This is a genomic window from Borborobacter xinjiangensis (genome assembly GCF_047739745.1).
Classification (GTDB): Bacteria; Pseudomonadota; Alphaproteobacteria; order Rhizobiales; family Rhizobiaceae; genus Pseudaminobacter.
Genome location: NZ_JBLLVA010000039.1, coordinates 14,687 through 32,284, shown reverse-complemented (window position 1 = coordinate 32,284; position 17,598 = coordinate 14,687). Strand labels below are relative to the sequence as shown.

Here is a 17,598-nt window from a genome sequence, read left to right as displayed (position 1 = left end):
GGCGCCGCCGCACCACACGCCGTGGAAGGACGCCCTCGACGATTCGCTCGAGGCGTATCTGCATGCTCCCGAAATCGTGGAAGCGGCGGAATAGCGTTGTGGCGATAACGTCGGCGGTCAACTCGGTTGCCGCCGACGCCTAAGACTTGAAGCATTCGGATTTGAAGAGATGGCGTCCAGCGGCATCTGTCGCTCTGGATGACGGTTGTCGACGCCTGAAATCTCGCTTGGGAAATCGAACCGTAAGGCGAGGCCCCGGACCCAACGCCTCTGTCGCGTGGGTCTGTTCGTGAACCAGTGGATCGGCATCGGAGAATGGGCCGACGTCGAACTGGAAAGACGCGCTTCCGCCGGGTGAATGCTCATCCGGCTCTGGATGCGAACTACATACGACAACAATAACGGGAACTTACGCTATGAGCGTTGTGGCAGAATCCATACCGGCGCAGGCCGGCGGGGAACTTCATCGAACCATCGACTGGCGAGGCGCATTCTGGGTTGCCAGTGGCGTGCCGCCTCTTGTCCTCTTCTCGATCGGCGGCATTGCCGGCACCGTCGGCCAGATAGCCTTCGCGATCTGGATCGTGTCCATCCTAATGGGCTTCCTCCAATCGTTCACCTATGCGGAAATTGCCGGCCTGTTTCCCAATAAATCGGGCGGCGCTTCCGTTTATGGTGCCACCGCATGGCTTCGCTATTCGAAACTGATCGCGCCACTCTCGGTCTGGTGCAACTGGTTCGCCTGGTCGCCGGTTCTTTCACTCGGCTGTTCCATCGCCGCCGCTTACATTCTTAACGCGTTGGCGCCAATCCCGAGCTTCACCGAAACGTCTCCGGAAGTCGTCCAGTATCTTGCCACCCATGCAGGCGTCAGCGCCGCCGATGCCATTGCAGCTGTCACCGCGGCGGCGACGCCGGCAATTCGCGAGTGGACGCTGTACAGCCATACGCTCGGCCCCGTCGGCTTTTCGCTTAACGCGACCTTCTGGATCGGCGCCGTGCTGATGCTGGTCACCTTCGCCATCCAGCATCGCGGCATCGTCGGCACCGCCAATGTGCAGAAGGTCATTGGTCTGTTGGTTATCATCCCGCTCTTGATCGTTGGGGTCGTGCCTATCCTGACGGGCCAGATCAGCTGGGACAACTATTCGCCATTCGTGCCCCTGGCCACCGCCTACTCGCCTGAACCCGGCGCGTGGAACGTGTCCGGCTGGACGCTCGTGCTTGGCGGCATGTTCATCGCCGCCTGGTCGACCTATGGTTTTGAGACGGCCGTGTGCTATACGCGCGAATTCAAGAACCCGGCGACCGATACTTTCAAGGCCATCTTCTACTCCGGCCTGCTATGCATGCTGCTCTTCATTCTCGTGCCCTTTACCTTTCAGGGCGTTCTGGGCCTGAATGGCATGCTGGCCACCCCGATCATCGATGGCTCCGGCGTAGCGGAAGCGATGGCCACGATGGTCGGCGGCGGCGCGCTGATCAAGAATCTTCTGGTCATGCTCATGATCCTGGCGCTGTTGCTGTCGATCATGACGGCGATGGCTGGATCATCACGGACGCTTTATCAGGGTGCCGTCGATGGTTGGCTGCCTAAATATCTGTCGCATGTGAACGAGCATGGTGCGCCGACCCGAGCCATGTGGACCGATCTGATCGTCAATCTCGGTGTTCTGGCGATCGCCTCGACCGATGCGACCAGCTTCTTCTTCATCCTTGCCGTCGCCAATTGCGGCTACATCATCTTCAACTTCCTCAACCTGAACGCCGGCTGGATCCACCGCCTCGACAATGGCCACCTTCCGCGGCCGTGGAAGGCCCCGACCTGGCTGATCGTAATGGGTGGCATCTTCGCCTATGTGAACGCGATGTTCATGGGCGCCGGCGCAAAGATCTGGAATCCGACCGCGTTGTGGGCGGGCCTGATCACCGCAGCGCTGATCATTCCAGTGTTCTGCTTCCGCCACTATATCCAGGACGGAGGGAAATTTCCGCCCCATATGCTGGAGGACCTTGGAATGACGCAGAGCGATCTGAAGGTGAAAAAGGCAGGCATCCTCCCCTATCTGACGCTCGTGGCGGGATTAGCGGTCGTGCTGATAGCCAACTGGTACTTCGTTCTCTGAACGCGCCATACCAGCGGGCATTCTAGCGGGGCCGGCCTGGCAATTGCGCCAGGCCGGCCCAAATTCGCAGGCACCCGACGCTATTTCTATAAAAACCCGATGAAACGTCCGCACAACAAAACGGCACACCAGAGCAGAATTGAAACCACCGCAAGCGGGCGTAGCACCTTTGGCGAGTGATGGGTTTGGCGACTGGCCTCGATTGAGGTGAAGACAATGAAATTGGCTCCAGCCAGGGCAATGATGCCCATCTTGGCGATAAAGACCGGCAGCTGCGCATAGTGCGCGGCGCGAACGGAAAACAGCAGGAGCCCGCTCAGTGCGGCCAGGCTGAACGCCAGCAAGGCAAGCCGCCTCAATAACTTGATAAAAGGGCGCTCGGGCAAAGCATGAAATGCGCCGACGATGCGCAGGTCCATCAGCACGACCGAGGTAAGCAATGCGCCGATCGCAGCGATATGGACCGCATTGACGATAGGATAGGCGATAAAGGAGGCCTTGAGCAGCCGGACCGGGGCAAGCTGCTCGACCGCCTGGAAGAACTCCACCTTTTCTACCCCGCTCAGCTTGGCGGCACGCGATCCGGATAGACATCGTAAGTCTTGCCATTGACCATGATGCGGACTGCTTTCATGCGCCTTTCGGTTTCGTCGCGCGAGCGGTTTCCAATCGCCGTTACCTCGTCGCCTTTCTTGACCACCTCATCTGTGAAGCCAGCGGCCATCGTGCGCGCCGGCGGAGCAAGTTCCACCCGCCAAATGGCGCCTTCGACATCGACGTCGAGCGTGGCGTGCGGATTGCCGATATAGATTTCGGTGATGATGCCTGTGAGCTCGAAAAAGCCGTCCTGAGTCCATGACCAGCCGTGATGGGCGAGCGCCGGCAGCGAGAACATGGCTGCCGCAGCCAGTGCGGCCGCGATGCGGACACGTTTCGACAGGATTTTCATAGAGTTCCTCCGTCAATCGATCCGCAGCGAAGCCTAGGTCGCTCACGACAAAGGTCAAATCACAACCGCCGGAGGATGTTGTCGACTGCTTCGCGCTGCTGCGATACGTTGCGCTCTTTCGAGAGACCCATAGCATCGTTCAATCCTTGCCATACTCGTCGTGGCGGCGCACCCAAAAGCCGGTCTCGTTTCGTCCCTTGGGAGCGCGATCAAGCCATTGGTACATGCCCCAAAGGCCGTCCAGGCCGCGCGCATACGCCGAATAGGTGTGGTAAACGACACCGTTCTCAAGCACGAATGCGCTCACGCCCGGCCTCTCGCGCGTGTAAGTGGCCACGTCGGTTCCGGTCATAGCGGCGATTTGCGCGTCCGGCCCTTCGCCATCACGCGACTGCCACTTTTGAGCTGTCTCGCCTGCCAGCGGCTCAGGTGTCGCCGCCTCGCGTTGGTAGTTGTATTCGATGCCTCCCTCGCGCTGTTGCTCCTCGGTGAACCAGACGTTGAAGTCGGCGTTGAAATCGCCGCCGAACGAGGATGCCCAGGGAAATGTCCACCCCATCCGCTGCTTGTATGCCTGCAGCTTCGCCAGCGGCGCCCGCGACACCGCCGAAAAGGCGACATCGTGGTTTTCCAGATGGACGACGAAGCCGTTAAACCCGTCCGCGATTGACGAGCAGGATGGGCAACCAGCGGTGTAGTCAGGTCCGAACATGAAATGATAGACGAGGAGCTGCGAGCGTCCTTTGAAGAGGTCTGCCAACGAGGCGCTCCCCGTTCAGTCTCAAATCGATATTCCTTGTCGATCCGAACCCATGGCAACTCCTGCCGACGCCGCGCCAGCTCGTCGCTGCGCCTTGTTAGCTCCTTTTCCTCCTTAAGCAGCCCGAGCCGGGCCTTCAGCCATTCATCGCGCGAAACGATTTTATCGTGCATAGCCAAACTCCTATTCTCTTTTGATGCCTGCTGCGTAGCCGATCAATTGCCGGGTGAGCGGCGGCATCGGCTTCTATCAACCCTTCAGGCCGGTATCCGCTGGTCGTATTCCTTCCGCAGGCGGCTCCAGCCGTCCCAGAATGGCTCCGGCTCCTTGGCGGTGATACGAGCGACCAGAATGTCGAGGTGCATGTGCCAGCCTGCGCCGACCATCAGCATGTTTGGACGATCGGACAGTCCGCGGTGGATCACGGTGAGCAGCACATCCCTCCCCTTCGGCTCCAGCTCGAACGATGCCTCGCCGCCAACTCCCCAGGTGAAGGCGAGCTTGCGCGGAGGATCGATCTCTGTGATGCGGCTCTGCATCCGGTGTTCGTCAGAGAAGCCGGACGGACGCTGGCCGGGTGGATCGGTAAGCTCGTCGTTTCGCCAGACCAGCTCGAAAGGTGTGCCGACTTTCATTTCCATTTCGCCCGCCGCCAGCCACTGACGACGCAAGTCGCTTTGCGTGAGGTAAGCCCAGACGCGCTCGACAGGTCCGGGCAGAAGGCGTTGGATCTTCAGCGTGGCAGGCTCGATCTGCTCGCCATAGGCGTCCAAGGTAGCGCGTTCGTTCATCGGTCGTCTCCTTTCGAAGGGGGGGATGGTGGAGATTCACATGCTGCCCCGTCGTGGAGGAGTCGCTCGAGTACGTTCAAACGGTCAGTCCAGAAGCGCTCATAGAAGCCCAGCCACTGGTGGGCGCTGGCGAGCGGTCCGGGGTCGAGGCGACACAAATGAGTGCGGCCGTGCACCTCGCGACGGATCAGTCCGGCGTGCTCCAGTGCCTTGATGTGCTTGGAGGCGGCCGCAAGCGAGATCGCGAAGGGTTCTGCAAGCTGGCTTACCGTCAGCTCGCCACCAGCAAGTTCGCGGAGCATCCGCCGGCGCGTAGCATCGCCGAGGGCGTGAAAGATGGAATTCAACTGAGATGTTTCTAGTTCAACCATGTGGTTGAATATAGGCGTGCGTTTCCGGAGAGTCAACCGATCGGTTGAATAATGGTTGAGGACATGGGGAGGACTGCTTCGGTTGACGCGCTTCCGGCATATGCGGGTGTAAAGCGCCCTCCCCTTCTCTATTGTAATCTGCGTGGTGTTGAGGAAGCGGACCGGGATTGCTGTTGATGAAGCACGGACAAGTTGTCGGACTTTAGCCGGCTGTGGTCCATTGCGAGCAATGAAGCATTTCAAGATGCTGGAGGGGTCACCGCTGATCGAAGATAGGAAAATGTGCACATGGACACCTCCGCGATAGGCCAGCTCAGAGTTTTCCTAGCAGATCTGAGAAACGCCATCGGCGTGAAAGCAACCGGTGATATCCCACTGAAAGAGGCTTTTCATCGCGCCTTCGCCAAGCTGCCGGACGAAGAAGTCGCTTTGGGCAATGTACGCGCCGCCAGATTGCCCGCGTGCGAGCATCTTGAAAGCTGCTACGGCAATCTCTCGACGGCCGAGCCGCGCCTCAGGGATTTGGTAAAGTCGTTCAAGCAGATCGAACCAATGCTCGCCTGGTACAATCGGACAGGCTCGACGTCTTCGTCATTCAACGAGAACCACGCAAATTCGATCGTCGTCGGACCCGGAGCTCTGCTGCCAAGCGATGAGGTGCAGATAGGTGTAACGATCATGGCGCCGCAAACGACCTATCCAGATCATCGCCACCCGCCGGAGGAAGTGTACATTGCCCTTTCGCGCGGACAATGGCGCCAGGACAATGGGCCGTGGAAGGAGCCCGGAGTCGGTGGGCTGATCTACAATCCGGGCAACATCGTGCATGCGATGCGCTCCGGCCAGGAGCCTCTTTTCGCCTTCTGGTGCTTGCCGCTCTCTTGAGCTGTCGGGTTAGGATTCCTGACCGGGCAAGCCACGGGACGGCCGAACTGGTCTCGACCAGCAGCGGCGGGTCATCAGCCCGCCGCTTTCCGCCGGGCCGTCGCACTCACCTGCTATTCGCCCGGCAGGATATGGCTCGCCTCGGCGCGCCAGGAGATCCATATCTTCGCCCCAGGCGACGTATTTAGGTGCTCCAATTCGTCATGGCTTTTTTGCGCCTTCAGCTCGATGCCGTCGGCGCCTTCAAGGTGGATGACAGCGGTCGCGCCGACGAACTCCTCGCCGACGACCGATGCTTGCATCCCGTTCAAGCCGCAGGCCGGACGCTCGTTGGACAAGTGCACGCGGTCACCCGAAATGACGAACGTCGCGTCGTCGCCCTTGGCCAAGGCGATATTGTCATTGCGGGCGGCATCGAACTCACCGACCGACGTCGCGATCCTGATAGTGTCGCCGGCTATGCTCGAGACTTGGCCGGCAAGGATGTTGGAAGAGCCAAGAAATTCCGCGACGAAGCGTGTGCGCGGCGTTCGGTAAATTTCCTGCGGGTTGCCGATCTGCTCCACCCTGCCCCGGCTCATTATGACGACGCGGTCGGCCATCGAGAACGCCTCGGACTGGCTATGCGTCACATAGACGAACGTGATGCCGAGTTCTCTTTGAAGGTTCGACAACACGGTCTGCATGCGAACTTTCAAATGCGCGTCAAGCGCCGAAAGAGGCTCGTCAAGCAGCAGGATTTCCGGCTCGGTCACCAGGGAGCGCGCCAGCGCGACGCGCTGACGCTGGCCACCCGACAGATGCGCGACATTGCGGTCGGCAAATTCCGTGATCTGCATTCGCTCCAGCCACTTGTCGACGCGCTTTCGCCGTTCGGGCTTTTGCACATTGCGCATGCGCAAGCCGAACTCGACATTTTCGCGCACCGTCAAGAAGGGAAACAGCGCCAGGCTTTGCCAGACCATCGGGGTGTCGCGTTCCCATGTGGGCAGGTCGTCAATGCGTTTGCCGCCAAGGCGGATCTCGCCTTCGCTGGGAAGTTCGAGACCGGCAAGCATGCGGAGCGTAGTCGTCTTCCCGCAACCGCTCGAACCCATGATGGCCAGGAACTCGCCCTTGTGGATTTCGAGATCCATGCGCTCGACGGCCACGAAATCACCGAAGCGTTTGACGACACCATCGAAAACGACCAGTGCTTTGTCAGTCATGCCAATATCACTCCGACGATTGGCCGCTCGCCTTCGGCGCCCGGCTTCGTTTCATGAGAAGAATTTGTGCGAGGACCACGAGCGTCATCGAGGTGATGAAGACGAACGTGCCTATGACGTTGATGCGCGGGCTGACCTGCCCCTGAAGGAAACCGAGGACCTTGACCGGCAGCGTTTCATGAAGACCGGAAACGAACCACGCAACGGCGAACTCGTCGAAGGAAACCGCCATCGTGATGAACAGCGCGGCGAAGATCGCCGGCCGACAAAACGGTATGATGACATGGCGCATTGCCTTCCATTCGGAGGCTCCGAGATTCCAGGCGGCGGCTTCGAGCGACGGGTCCATTTGCGAAAGCCTCAGCCTGACGATCGCCATGGCGAAGGGCGCGCACATCACCACATGGGCGATGATGACCGCATGGATTTCGCCTGAAAGGCTGACACGTGACAGAAAAGCCAGCATAGCCAGGCCGAGAATGACAACCGGAACGGTCGGCGGCAAAAGCGCCAATGCCAGATAGAACGGCTTGCCGGAAAACTTGTATCGGAAGTCGGTATATGCCGCGCCGAAGCCTATCGCCGTGGCGACCACGGAAACGATGGTGCCCGAGATCAGCGTATTGCGCAGCCCCTCCCAGACCAGCGGATCGGCAGCAACGGCCTCGTACCAGACAGTTGAGAACCCGCCAAGCGGCAAGGACGGAAAGCGATCGACGTTGAGAGAAAAGACGAAGCTCGCCGCAATTGGCGCGAATATGAAGGCGAAGGACAGAACGATGTAGAGTTTCAGCGCCCAGTCGATCAATGGGTTTCGGTTGAAGCCGCTCATCGGCCACGCTCCCGATAAGCATATCCGATCGCCGCGAAGGCTACCGCCAATAGCGTTGCAATCATGGTGAGCGCGATTACCGCGGCGCGCGGCCACTGCTGGCCCGACTTGGTCGTGTCGGTGATCAGGATCGATAGAGTCGGTGGATCGCCGCCGCCGAGATAGAGCGGGCTGACGAAATCGCCGAAGGTGAGGATAAAGCAGAAAAGCGCGGCGATGACCAAACCGACCTTGGCCGAAGGCACGACAATTTCGAAAACAGTACGCAGCCGGCCGCAGCGAAGATTGTGCGCTGCTTCGATCAAGGTTCGATCGACGAAGATGAGGCTGAACAGCTGCAGCAGCACGACGAGAGGGAAACTCAACGTCAGATAACCGACCATCGTCCCAAATGCAGAATTCAGCATGCCGAGCGGGCCGATTCCAACCCGCGCCAGAAGCGCGTTGATGATGCCATTGTCGGACAGGAACACCTGCCAGGAATAGACGCGCACCAGATAGCTGGTAAAGAAGGGTATGACCATCAGGAACACTGCCCAGCGCCGCGCCGTTTCCGAGAGCTTGAAAGCAATTCCATAAGCGCAAGGGAAGGCAAGCGCACTGGTCAGGACTGCCGCGGCGGCTGCCAGCAACAGCGTGCGGAAATAGGCATCCCAGAACACGCTGCGCCCAAGCATTCTGACCCAGTTGACGGTATCGAAATCCGGTTCCATCCGGAAATTCTTTACTGTCCAGAAGCTAAGGGCGACCAGAAAGACCAATGGAGTGAGAAAGAATAGCAACTGCCAGATCAGCATAGGCAGGGAGAATGTCAGGCTATAAAGACTTATCGATTTCCGCATATAAATAGGTCCCGCCCGTTGAACACGGCCTGTTGTGCTGCCGCACATGGAACGGTGACGTTCAAAGTGGCGGACGCAAATGTCCGCCACTTTGAACCTTAAGATCCTTTATATTCTGACCAGAAGTCATTCCAGTCTTCAAGGCTCTGCTGAACCGGCAACTGCCGGTATTTGATCCGGCCGGCCCGTATCATATCCATGACATTGCTTTCGTTCAGCAGCATGCCCTGGCGCTTGGCTTCTTCGGGCGTTTCCTTCGCCAGAAGTTCCCAGCCTTTCCGGCTAGGGATAAGGCATGGATATGCAGCCATATTGGCCGACTTCACCTGCCCCTTGGCCGAGGTGATGTATTGGATCCATTTCTTCGCCAGATCGGCCTTCTGGGAGCCTTTGCCGATCGAGAAGGACTCGGTGAACTGCAAGCCGCCCTCCTCCGGGATGACAGTGCGAACCTTCGCACCACCCTTCTCGAGGGCCCCGGTTATCCAGTCGCCGATGCCGGCCATCGCCAGCATCTGGCCGTTTTGAAGCGAGGAGAATGTGCCACCGTAATCGAAGAAGCCGCCGATTTGCGGCCGCAGGCTGGATGTCTTTTCCTGGACTGTCGTCCAGGCAGCCTCATCGATCTCATAAGGCGAGGCGTTGCCGTTAAGCAGGCTGATCTGGCCGAGATTGGGGAGATGCCAATCGAAATGCCCTACCTTGCCCTTGAGCTTTTCAGCCCAGTAGACATTGTAACTGGAAGCTTCCTTTTCGGTGATCGCTTCTGTGTTGTAGGCAACGCCGAGAAAACCGAAGCGGGTGATGACCGAATAGAGGTCATTACCCTGCCAATGCCCCGGGAAACGCTGAAATTCGGGAAAGAATTCATCAAACGGATAATCGGCAGGATCGAGCTTCGCGATATAACCGGCCGCGTTCAGCTGCTGAACATATTCGGCATCTGAAAGAATGACGTCAAATGTTCCTGGGGGAGACTGCGCGATCAAGCCAAGCATATTGTCGCCGCCGGTATAATATTTCGGCTTGAACTTGACGTTGTTCGCTGCTTCGAATTCGGCGACGACATCAGGCTCGGCATGGCCGTACCATGCGAGCATGTTTACTTCGACCGGCGCCGCAAAGGCAAGCCGGCTAACGAACGGCATTGCCAGAACGCCGCCGCCGAGAACGCTTGCGCTTTTCAGAACGTCGCGACGCGTGCGCTTCTTCGAAATGACATTGTCTATGGTCATGAGCCTTCCCCTTCTCATTTGTTATTTTTCTGAAGGGTACGAAGCACTTATGTATTTGAAAAATTAATTCTCATAATAAATGCATTTGCCGCCTTTATCCGCGGCGCAATTCACCATGACGATGGACTGGATCGCTGGAAACACCGGCCTCGTCCAGACGCCCGATTATGTGATTGACCAGGCCGATCCCCGCGTCTGAAAGACGGGGATGCTTGTAGAACAGGCCAACACGAATTTCAGCAAGAGGCGGAAAACCGTCCCCTTCATCGAGCGCCCGCATGCCGGGCAACATCGTGTAACGCGTCAAGGCGCTTACACCGAGGCCGCATACCACCGCATTTTGCAGTCCGCTGACGCCGGAACCGGTATAGGCGATGCGCCAACGCATCTGAGCGGCGTCCAAGGCCTGAATCATTCGCGCCCGGTAGGCGCAGCCTTCCGGATGGGCGGCAAGAGGCACCCCTTTGGCCGGGTCGAACCGGGCGGATTCAGCCGCCGCCCAGATCGGCCGTTCGATCCAGGAACGTGAGAGATATTGCGTGCGCTCGCCATTTACCATCGCCACCGCAAGATCAAGTTCGTCGGCGCGCAGCCGATCGAGTATTCCCGAACTCCAGCCACAATGAATCTCCAGCGATAGGTCCGTATGCTGGCGTGTATATTCGATGATGACGCCTTGCAGAAAGGCAACAGCATAGTCGTTGGGCAATCCGACGCGCAGTACACCCGCGATCTTTGCTCGGTTGAAGTAGGACGCCGCATCGTCATTCAGGCGCAGGATTTCGCGGGCATAACTTAATAACATTTCACCTTCGCTGGTGAGTAAAAGCGTGCGTCCCGTCTGCTTTATCAACGGCGCACCGACCAGTTCCTCCAGTCGGCGGATTTGAAGTGAGATCGCCGGTTGAGTGCGGCCAAGCGCTTCACCTGCCTTGGTATAGGCACCCAGATCGATGACGGAGACAAATGTTCGCAGCAGATCAGTCTGAAAATTAGTAATGTTCTGCATTTCATTTCCTCATGAACGGATGAGAAATATAAATTTCTCATATCATAGAGCTGCCTTCTATTCATCCTGCAGGGCTCAAAAATGGGAGATGAGCATGCAGGATGACACTGTTTTCGCCGCCGAACTGTCATGGCCGCAATATCATGATCGAGTTCGGGACGGCTCGGTTCCGATTCTGTTGCCGATCGGCTCGATGGAGCAGCACGGACATCATATGCCGATGCATGTCGACGTGCTGTTGCCGGTGGAGTTTGGTCGACGCGTCGCCAGCGAGATCGGCGCTCTCGTCGCTCCGCCTTTTACCTACGGCTACAAGTCGCATCAGAAATCCGGCGGTGGCAACCACCTGCCCGGAACCACCAGCCTGGATGGTGGAACGCTTGTTGCGGCTTTGCGTGATGTCATCAAGGAATTTGCCCGCCATGGGGTGCGCCAAATCTGCCTGATGAACGGGCATTTCGAAAACTCCTGGTTCATCATTGAGGGCGTCGACCTTGCCTTGCGCGAACTGCGCTGGGATGGCATCGACGGCCTGAAGATCGTCGTCCTGAGCTATTGGGACTTCGTGGACAAGGCGACCATCGAGCGCCTCTATCCCAATGGCTTCACCGGCTGGGATCTCGAACATGGCGGGGTGCTTGAAACGTCGCTGATGCTGGCTCTCCATCCCGATCTGGTCAGGCTCGACCGGGCTGTCGACCATGAGCCGGCAAGCTTCCCGCCCTATGATGTCTATCCGTCCAAGCCGGAATGGACGCCGGCAAGCGGCACGCTTTCGTCGCCCAAGGAAGCCTCCAAGGAAAAGGGGGAAATTCTCCTGGACGTTTGCGTGAAAGGGATCGTGGGAGCCTTGAAGCCGGAGTTTGCCCGCTAAAACGCTCAAGGAGCCATCCAGTTCGGCAATCTTGAACGACAGAAAAGCCGCGTGAAAAGCGGCTTTTCTGTGTGTTTAAAAACATCTGTTCGGTGGCGCCACCCTGTGCGCTTGACGAACATCTTCATTCTCTTCGTCGAGAAGGCTTCTGCCGCCGCTATATAGCCCCGATTTCGCTAACGCCCGTCTTATGGCGGAGATAAGACGGCCAACGGGATTTCGAAGGCGCGGCCTGGATGCGAGGCGATCAGGCCCGCCGATCCTTCCGGCGGGCCAATCAAAAGGGATATGGAACACCGCCCTCAGTTCCGGATGACGTTGTGCTCCGGACCGAAGGGGAAGCCGGTGATGTTTTCCGCCCCGTCTTCCTTGACGATCAGGATGTCGTGCTCGCGATAGCCGCCAGCACCCGGCATGCCTTCCGGCAGCATGACCATCGGCTCCATCGAAACCACCATCCCCGGCTGCAGTTCGGTGTCGATGTCCTCACGCAATTCCACACCGGCTTCGCGGCCGTAATAGTGGCAGAGCACGCCGAAGGAGTGGCCGTAGCCGAAGGAGCGGTACTTCAGCAAATCCCATTCCCGGTACATTTCGTTCAGTTCAATGGCGATGTCCTTGCAGCGCGCGCCGGGCTTGATCAGTTCGAGCCCGCGGCGATGCACGGCAACGTTTTTTTGCCAGATGTCGAGGCTGGCATCGTCGACATGGTCGCAGAACAGCGTCCGCTCCAGGGCCGTGTAATAGCCGAAGATCATCGGAAAGGTGTTGAGCGAGAGAATGTCGCCGGATTGCACGACGCGGTTGGTCACCGGATTGTGCGCGCCATCGGTGTTTATGCCGGACTGGAACCAGGTCCATGTGTCCATCAGTTCGACGAAGGGGAACGACTTGGCGATTTCGCGGATCATCGCATTCGTCGTGGCGATCGCGACTTCGTGCTCGGGAACACCGGCCCTGATTGCCGCGGCACATGCAGCGCCGCCGACGTCGCAGACACGCGCGCCCTCGCGGATCAGCTTCTGCTCCTCGGCCGACTTGATGGTGCGCATCCACATGGATGGCTGGCTGATGTCCACGAATTCGACGCCCGGCAACGCCACCTCGAGCAGCCGGCGGAAGTCGAGTGAGACGTGATCGAATTCGATGCCGATCCGCTTGGCGCCGGGCGTCAGCTGACGCACGGCATTGTAGAAATTGTCGCGGCGCCAATCGGTGTAGGTGATGTTGTCACCAAAGCTGCGGCGATAAGGTTGGCCGCCGTCGATGCCAGCCGAAATAGTGGTCGCCTTTTCGGGGTCGATGACCATGCCGTATTTGCGGCCGAAATAGCAGTAAAGCCAGCCGGAATAGTAGTTGATGCAGTGATAGGAGGTGAACAGCGCCGCATCGACATTGTTGTCCGCCATCCAGCGCCGGACGTCGTTTTGACGACGGGCCATTTCGGCGTCCGAAAATGGCGAGAACTCCTTCTCGCCGTTGTGCCACTTCATCACATGCAACATGTCGTCCGTCATCGCTTGCTCCTTCCGGGAATGAAACTCTATGCGGCGCAAGCTAAATTCAACCGACTTATTTCCGAAATTTATTCATCTGATGCTTGAATTTTGGAAATTTATAATTCCGCGATTACATGCGATCACCGGTTGTCGGTCGCGCGGCGTCATGAACCTGCTCGTGTGGATCAAATGACACTCGGAAAGTGATCGTGCGGTAGGCCCGTGTCCCAAGCAACCCGCGTTACAGGGATGCTTCTGTGCCGGTTGATTCACCGCGATGTTGCGAGGTGCGTGCGGCCAGTGAGTTCAAGTTGTCCGCGGACAACAGTCGTCAAATTGCGCCGAGTTGTCCGCGGACAACGGCATCGCGGACGTCAGGGTTAAGCATTTGTATATTCGTAACGAATCGGCTCTTATAGTAACTGCGCAGTTTGCTAAGTTTTCGCATCAATTGCGCAGCTCGAGGGCCGGTGATGTTACAGACCACAATTCAAGGCGGTGAGCAGGAGCATCTGCCATCCATATTGTCCGCGGATTCTCTGGAATTGTCACGGCAGCTTCAGCTCCATCAGCAGAAGATCTTCCCGCCGACCTCTCAAAAAACGATCCGTCAGTTCAGTCCGGCTGAAGCGGCTTACTACATCGGAATCGGTGAAGGTTATCTGAGGCAAGTCGCTTCGGAAGGCTACGGTCCTGAGCCGCTGGCAAATGGTCGGCGCATGTACACGCCGGAGGATATGGATCGAATCCGCAGAAACCTCGATGGGAAAAACGGAGCGCCAAAATACGTTCCGTGCCGCCGCCCAGGAGAGAAGCTCCAGGTAATCGCGGTGATGAATTTCAAGGGAGGTTCGGCGAAGACCACGACGTCGGCTCACCTTGCCCAGTATCTGGCTATTCGTGGTTATCGGGTGTTGGCCGTCGATCTTGACCCGCAGGCCTCGCTGTCTGCGCTCTTTGGGCACCAGCCGGAGCTCGACGTGGGGCCGGGCGAAACTCTGTATGGGGCGATCCGCTACGAAGAGCCCTGCCCTATCACCGATATCGTGCGTGCGACCTATACGCCGAACCTGCACATTGTGCCCGGCAATCTCGAATTAATGGAATTCGAACACGAGACGCCGAGAGCGATTACTTCCGGATCCGCTGAATCGATGTTTTTCGCGCGCATTGGCGAGGTCCTGACGAGCATTGAAAGCCTGTACGACGTGGTCGTGATCGACTGCCCGCCCCAGCTTGGCTTTCTGACGATGTCGGCACTGTGTGCGGCGACATCGATGCTGATAACAGTGCATCCCCAAATGCTCGATGTGATGTCCATGAGCCAATTTTTGGCGATGACCAGCGAATTGATGGCTGTGGTCGAAAGGGCAGGGGGGCGCACAAGCTACGACTGGATGCGCTATCTCGTAACCCGCTTCGAGCCGAATGATGGACCCCAAAGTCAGATGACAGGTTTCATGCGGGCGATTTTCGGCAATCGCATGCTGCACAACCCGATGCTGAAATCGACTGCCATATCCGACGCCGGTGTGACCAAGCAGACGCTCTATGAAGTCGAACGATCTCAGTTCACTCGTGGAACTTACGATCGGGCAATGCAGTCGTTGAACACCGTGAACTCTGAAATCGAAGACCTGCTCAAGGCCACTTGGGGGAGAAGGTGATGGCCCGGAAGAATCTGATCGGGATTTCGATGGATGACAATCCGACGGCCGAGGCCTCGGCGCCGATGACGGCAGCGAGGCCAATTGCAGGCTTTGTTTCACCAGTTGCTCGCAGTGCCGTCCCGGTGGGCGGAATCACCAAAACGCTCGGAAACATCACTCAAAAGTTCGAGCGAGCTCAGGATCTCGAAAGGCAACTGGCGGAAGGACAGACGGTCGTCGACATCGACCCCGCTCTGGTCGACGGCTCATTCGTCAGCGACAGGCTCGGCGTCGATGCTGCCGAGCTTGCCCAGCTTGTTGAACAGATCAGAGACCACGGACAACAGGTGCCCATTCTCGTCCGGCCGAATCCCGGAGCTATGGGGCGTTTCCAGGTTGCCTATGGACATAGGCGCCTGGCGGCGGTCAAAGAACTCGGCATCAAGGTTCGTGCAGTTGTCCGCGAACTTTCCGACGACCAGTTGGTGGTGAGCCAAGGGCAGGAGAACAACGCTCGAACGAACCTGTCATATATCGAGAGAGCCTTGTTTGCGGTTCGCTTGGAAGACCGCTCGTTCTCGCGTGACACCATCATGGCGGCTCTTGGCGTGGACAAGGCCGCCTTGTCGAAAATGATCTCCGTTGTACGCCAGATACCAATCGAGTTGATCGAGGCCATTGGTGCCGCACCCGAGATTGGTCGTCGGCGGTGGATGGAACTGGCTGACCTGCTGCCCAAAGGCAAGGTGAGCGAGCTGCTGGCGATCCTGTCACAGGCGCAAGCGACAGCGTTGTCGAGCGATGGTCGCTTTCAAGCTGTGGTCGATGCTCTGACACGAAAGCCGCAGCAGACAAAAAATGCTCGCCAGGCCCGGTCTTGGGCGGCCGCCGACAAATCAGTTAGTGTCACTTCGAAAGCTGCCGGGAAGGGCTACACACTTGCCCTGAAATCCACGGACGCAGCCACATTCGGCGAATTCATAACCGAGCAACTGGACGATCTCTATACGGCGTTCAGGAACTCGGGGACGAAAGCAACAGGAGACTAGAAACCGCAAAAGAAAAAGGCCCCGTAACGTCGCCGTCGCGGAACCTCTCTCGTATGTAGCAATCCGAGAATCTCATTTCCGCGAATCACTGTCAAGAGTCATAGCGTCGTTTTCGGCGTGCGGGATTCTTTTGCCCAATTGAAGGCGAAGATAATGGAACCGGGAATGACGCCCTTTGGTGGGCGGCCGATGACGCTTGGGCTTTTGCAAGCTAGAAACGCCTCGCTTGAGATCGCCGAGGGGGCAATCGTAGACAAGTGGCAGGTCTATAGATGGCTTTGTGAGGGCAAGAGCATCATCGGCATTGGCGATCGTGCACTGGCGGTCCTGAGCGGCCTGTTGTCGTTTTATCCCGACAGCGAGCTGAGTCGGGAAAATGGCTTGATGGTGTTCCCGTCGAACAGGCAATTGTCGTTGCGGGCACACGGTATGGCTGACGCCACACTACGGCGCCACCTTGCGACCCTGGTCGGCTGCGGCCTCATAGTCCGCCGCGACAGCCCAAACGGAAAGAGATACGCCAGGAAGGGCAGGGGAGGGGAGCTTGCGGAAGCCTTCGGCTTCTCGTTGGCGCCTTTGCTTGCCCGTGCCGCCGAATTTCAGCAGGTGGCCGAGCGTGTCAGAGCTGACAACCGAGCCCTGAAACTCATGAGGGAACGGATTACGCTGCATCGACGCGATATTCAAAAACTGGTGGAAGCGGCAGTTGAAGAAGACGCGCCTGGCGACTGGGGAGCCATCTGGAAGCGGTTCCGTGCCATCGTGGACACAATCCCCCGCCGGGCGGCGTTAAGCCAACTGGAGCCCATTGTGGGCGATTTGGCCGCACTGCATGAAGAAGTCGATATCATGCTGGAAATGTTCATGGATTCCGTAAATCCGAGCGCCAATGAGTCTCAAGATGAGCGGCAGCAATCTGATTCAAACACCAATGCCCTTACTGAATTTGAACTCGCTTTAGAAAAAAGCAAGGCGAGGGTGGAGGCCAACCAGAACCCTGGAGAAAAGCCTAAAACATATCCGCTGGGATTGGTGCTGAAAGCCTGCCCGGACATTGTGGACTACGCCATCGACGGAATAGGCAGTTGGCGAGATTTAATGGCAACCGCGGCACAGGTGCGCGGCTTTTTGGGCGTGTCCCCGTCGGCCTATGAGGATGCCTGCCACGTCATGGGTCAGGAAACCGCCGCCATGGTGATTGCGTGCATTCTTCAGCGGGCGCAACATATTCATTCGGCGGGTGGATATCTGCGCGTTTTGACCGAGAAAGCGAGGGTAGGGGAGTTTTCCGTTGGCCCGATGTTGATGGCGGCATTGAAGGCGAGTGCAGGATTCTCGCGCATGACTGGATGATTTGAAGTGTTTGCCGCAACCGAGAACGGTCATCCGAGGCTCGCCTCGTTTCGAGAAGCGAAGCGTATTTTCGTGTAGCATGAGGTTCGGTGCTGAGGTGCTGAGCGGATTCTGCGGTCGGGCAGGAGTTCTGGACGAGGCACCAAACCCTGGGCTTGTTGGTCCG

General features: G+C 58.0%; 16 protein-coding genes and 1 pseudogene. 6 read left to right on the top strand and 11 right to left on the bottom strand.

What is annotated here, in order from left to right; genetic code table 11:
* Positions 1-416: 416 nt before the first annotated feature.
* Positions 417-2,126, top strand: a complete 1,710-nt coding sequence (locus ACLKMW_RS24110) for an APC family permease (RefSeq protein WP_415727070.1) — start codon at positions 417-419, stop codon at positions 2,124-2,126.
* Between the two features lie 86 nt (positions 2,127-2,212).
* On the opposite strand, the gene ACLKMW_RS24105 is transcribed toward ACLKMW_RS24110, so the two are convergent.
* The 5 genes and pseudogenes from ACLKMW_RS24105 to ACLKMW_RS24085 form a co-directional block, all read right to left on the bottom strand.
* Positions 2,213-2,674 carry a DUF6644 family protein gene (locus ACLKMW_RS24105; protein WP_415727069.1) on the bottom strand — a complete coding sequence of 154 codons (462 nt, stop codon included), beginning with the start codon at positions 2,672-2,674 and terminating at the stop codon, positions 2,213-2,215.
* 14 nt (positions 2,675-2,688) lie between these two features.
* Complete coding sequence (locus ACLKMW_RS24100) at positions 2,689-3,075, bottom strand: DUF6152 family protein (RefSeq protein WP_415727068.1); 387 nt, start codon at positions 3,073-3,075, stop codon at positions 2,689-2,691.
* A 139-nt stretch (positions 3,076-3,214) separates the two neighbouring features.
* Positions 3,215-4,008: pseudogene (locus ACLKMW_RS24095) on the bottom strand (DUF899 domain-containing protein).
* An 84-nt stretch (positions 4,009-4,092) separates the two neighbouring features.
* Positions 4,093-4,626, bottom strand: a complete 534-nt coding sequence (locus tag ACLKMW_RS24090; protein ID WP_415727067.1) for an SRPBCC family protein — start codon at positions 4,624-4,626, stop codon at positions 4,093-4,095.
* A complete protein-coding gene (locus ACLKMW_RS24085) occupies positions 4,623-4,997 on the bottom strand; it encodes an ArsR/SmtB family transcription factor (RefSeq protein ID WP_415727071.1) in 375 nt (124 codons plus the stop codon). Before ACLKMW_RS24085 ends, ACLKMW_RS24090 begins: the two co-directional genes overlap by 4 nt.
* Positions 4,998-5,285: 288 nt before the next feature.
* Here ACLKMW_RS24085 and ACLKMW_RS24080 point away from each other — a divergent pair, with 288 nt between their 5' ends.
* Positions 5,286-5,882 carry a dimethylsulfonioproprionate lyase family protein gene (locus tag ACLKMW_RS24080; protein WP_415727066.1) on the top strand — a complete coding sequence of 199 codons (597 nt, stop codon included), beginning with the start codon at positions 5,286-5,288 and terminating at the stop codon, positions 5,880-5,882.
* Between the two features lie 113 nt (positions 5,883-5,995).
* On the opposite strand, the gene ACLKMW_RS24075 is transcribed toward ACLKMW_RS24080, so the two are convergent.
* From ACLKMW_RS24075 to ACLKMW_RS24055, 5 genes are all read right to left on the bottom strand, one after another.
* On the bottom strand, positions 5,996-7,090 hold the full coding sequence (locus ACLKMW_RS24075) for an ABC transporter ATP-binding protein (protein ID WP_415727065.1): 1,095 nt from the start codon (positions 7,088-7,090) through the stop codon (positions 5,996-5,998).
* 7 nt (positions 7,091-7,097) lie between these two features.
* The gene (locus ACLKMW_RS24070) at positions 7,098-7,922 is read right to left on the bottom strand and encodes an ABC transporter permease (RefSeq protein WP_415727064.1); all 825 of its coding nucleotides are present in this window, start codon (positions 7,920-7,922) and stop codon (positions 7,098-7,100) included.
* Positions 7,919-8,764, bottom strand: coding sequence for an ABC transporter permease (locus ACLKMW_RS24065; RefSeq protein WP_415727063.1), 846 nt, complete (start codon positions 8,762-8,764; stop codon positions 7,919-7,921). The genes ACLKMW_RS24070 and ACLKMW_RS24065 overlap by 4 nt, the downstream gene beginning before the upstream one ends.
* 98 nt (positions 8,765-8,862) lie before the next feature.
* Positions 8,863-9,999 carry a polyamine ABC transporter substrate-binding protein gene (locus ACLKMW_RS24060; protein ID WP_415727062.1) on the bottom strand — a complete coding sequence of 379 codons (1,137 nt, stop codon included), beginning with the start codon at positions 9,997-9,999 and terminating at the stop codon, positions 8,863-8,865.
* 94 nt (positions 10,000-10,093) lie between these two features.
* Positions 10,094-11,008, bottom strand: a complete 915-nt coding sequence (locus ACLKMW_RS24055; protein WP_415727061.1) for a LysR substrate-binding domain-containing protein — start codon at positions 11,006-11,008, stop codon at positions 10,094-10,096.
* Between the two features lie 94 nt (positions 11,009-11,102).
* Here ACLKMW_RS24055 and ACLKMW_RS24050 point away from each other — a divergent pair, with 94 nt between their 5' ends.
* Complete coding sequence (locus ACLKMW_RS24050) at positions 11,103-11,882, top strand: creatininase (RefSeq protein ID WP_415727060.1); 780 nt, start codon at positions 11,103-11,105, stop codon at positions 11,880-11,882.
* 302 nt (positions 11,883-12,184) lie between these two features.
* On the opposite strand, the gene ACLKMW_RS24045 is transcribed toward ACLKMW_RS24050, so the two are convergent.
* Positions 12,185-13,399 (bottom strand): M24 family metallopeptidase, encoded by a 1,215-nt coding sequence (locus tag ACLKMW_RS24045; RefSeq protein WP_415727059.1) that lies wholly within the window; start codon positions 13,397-13,399, stop codon positions 12,185-12,187.
* Positions 13,400-13,854: 455 nt separating this feature from the next.
* Here ACLKMW_RS24045 and repA point away from each other — a divergent pair, with 455 nt between their 5' ends.
* The 3 genes from repA to repC all read left to right on the top strand — a co-directional run bounded on the left by repA (position 13,855) and on the right by repC (position 17,432).
* On the top strand, positions 13,855-15,048 hold the full coding sequence (repA, locus tag ACLKMW_RS24040) for a plasmid partitioning protein RepA (protein WP_415727058.1): 1,194 nt from the start codon (positions 13,855-13,857) through the stop codon (positions 15,046-15,048).
* Positions 15,048-16,079, top strand: a complete 1,032-nt coding sequence (gene repB, locus ACLKMW_RS24035) for a plasmid partitioning protein RepB (RefSeq protein WP_415727057.1) — start codon at positions 15,048-15,050, stop codon at positions 16,077-16,079. Before repA ends, repB begins: the two co-directional genes overlap by 1 nt.
* A 153-nt stretch (positions 16,080-16,232) precedes the next feature.
* Positions 16,233-17,432, top strand: a complete 1,200-nt coding sequence (gene repC, locus ACLKMW_RS24030; protein WP_415727056.1) for a plasmid replication protein RepC — start codon at positions 16,233-16,235, stop codon at positions 17,430-17,432.
* Positions 17,433-17,598: the final 166 nt, after the last annotated feature.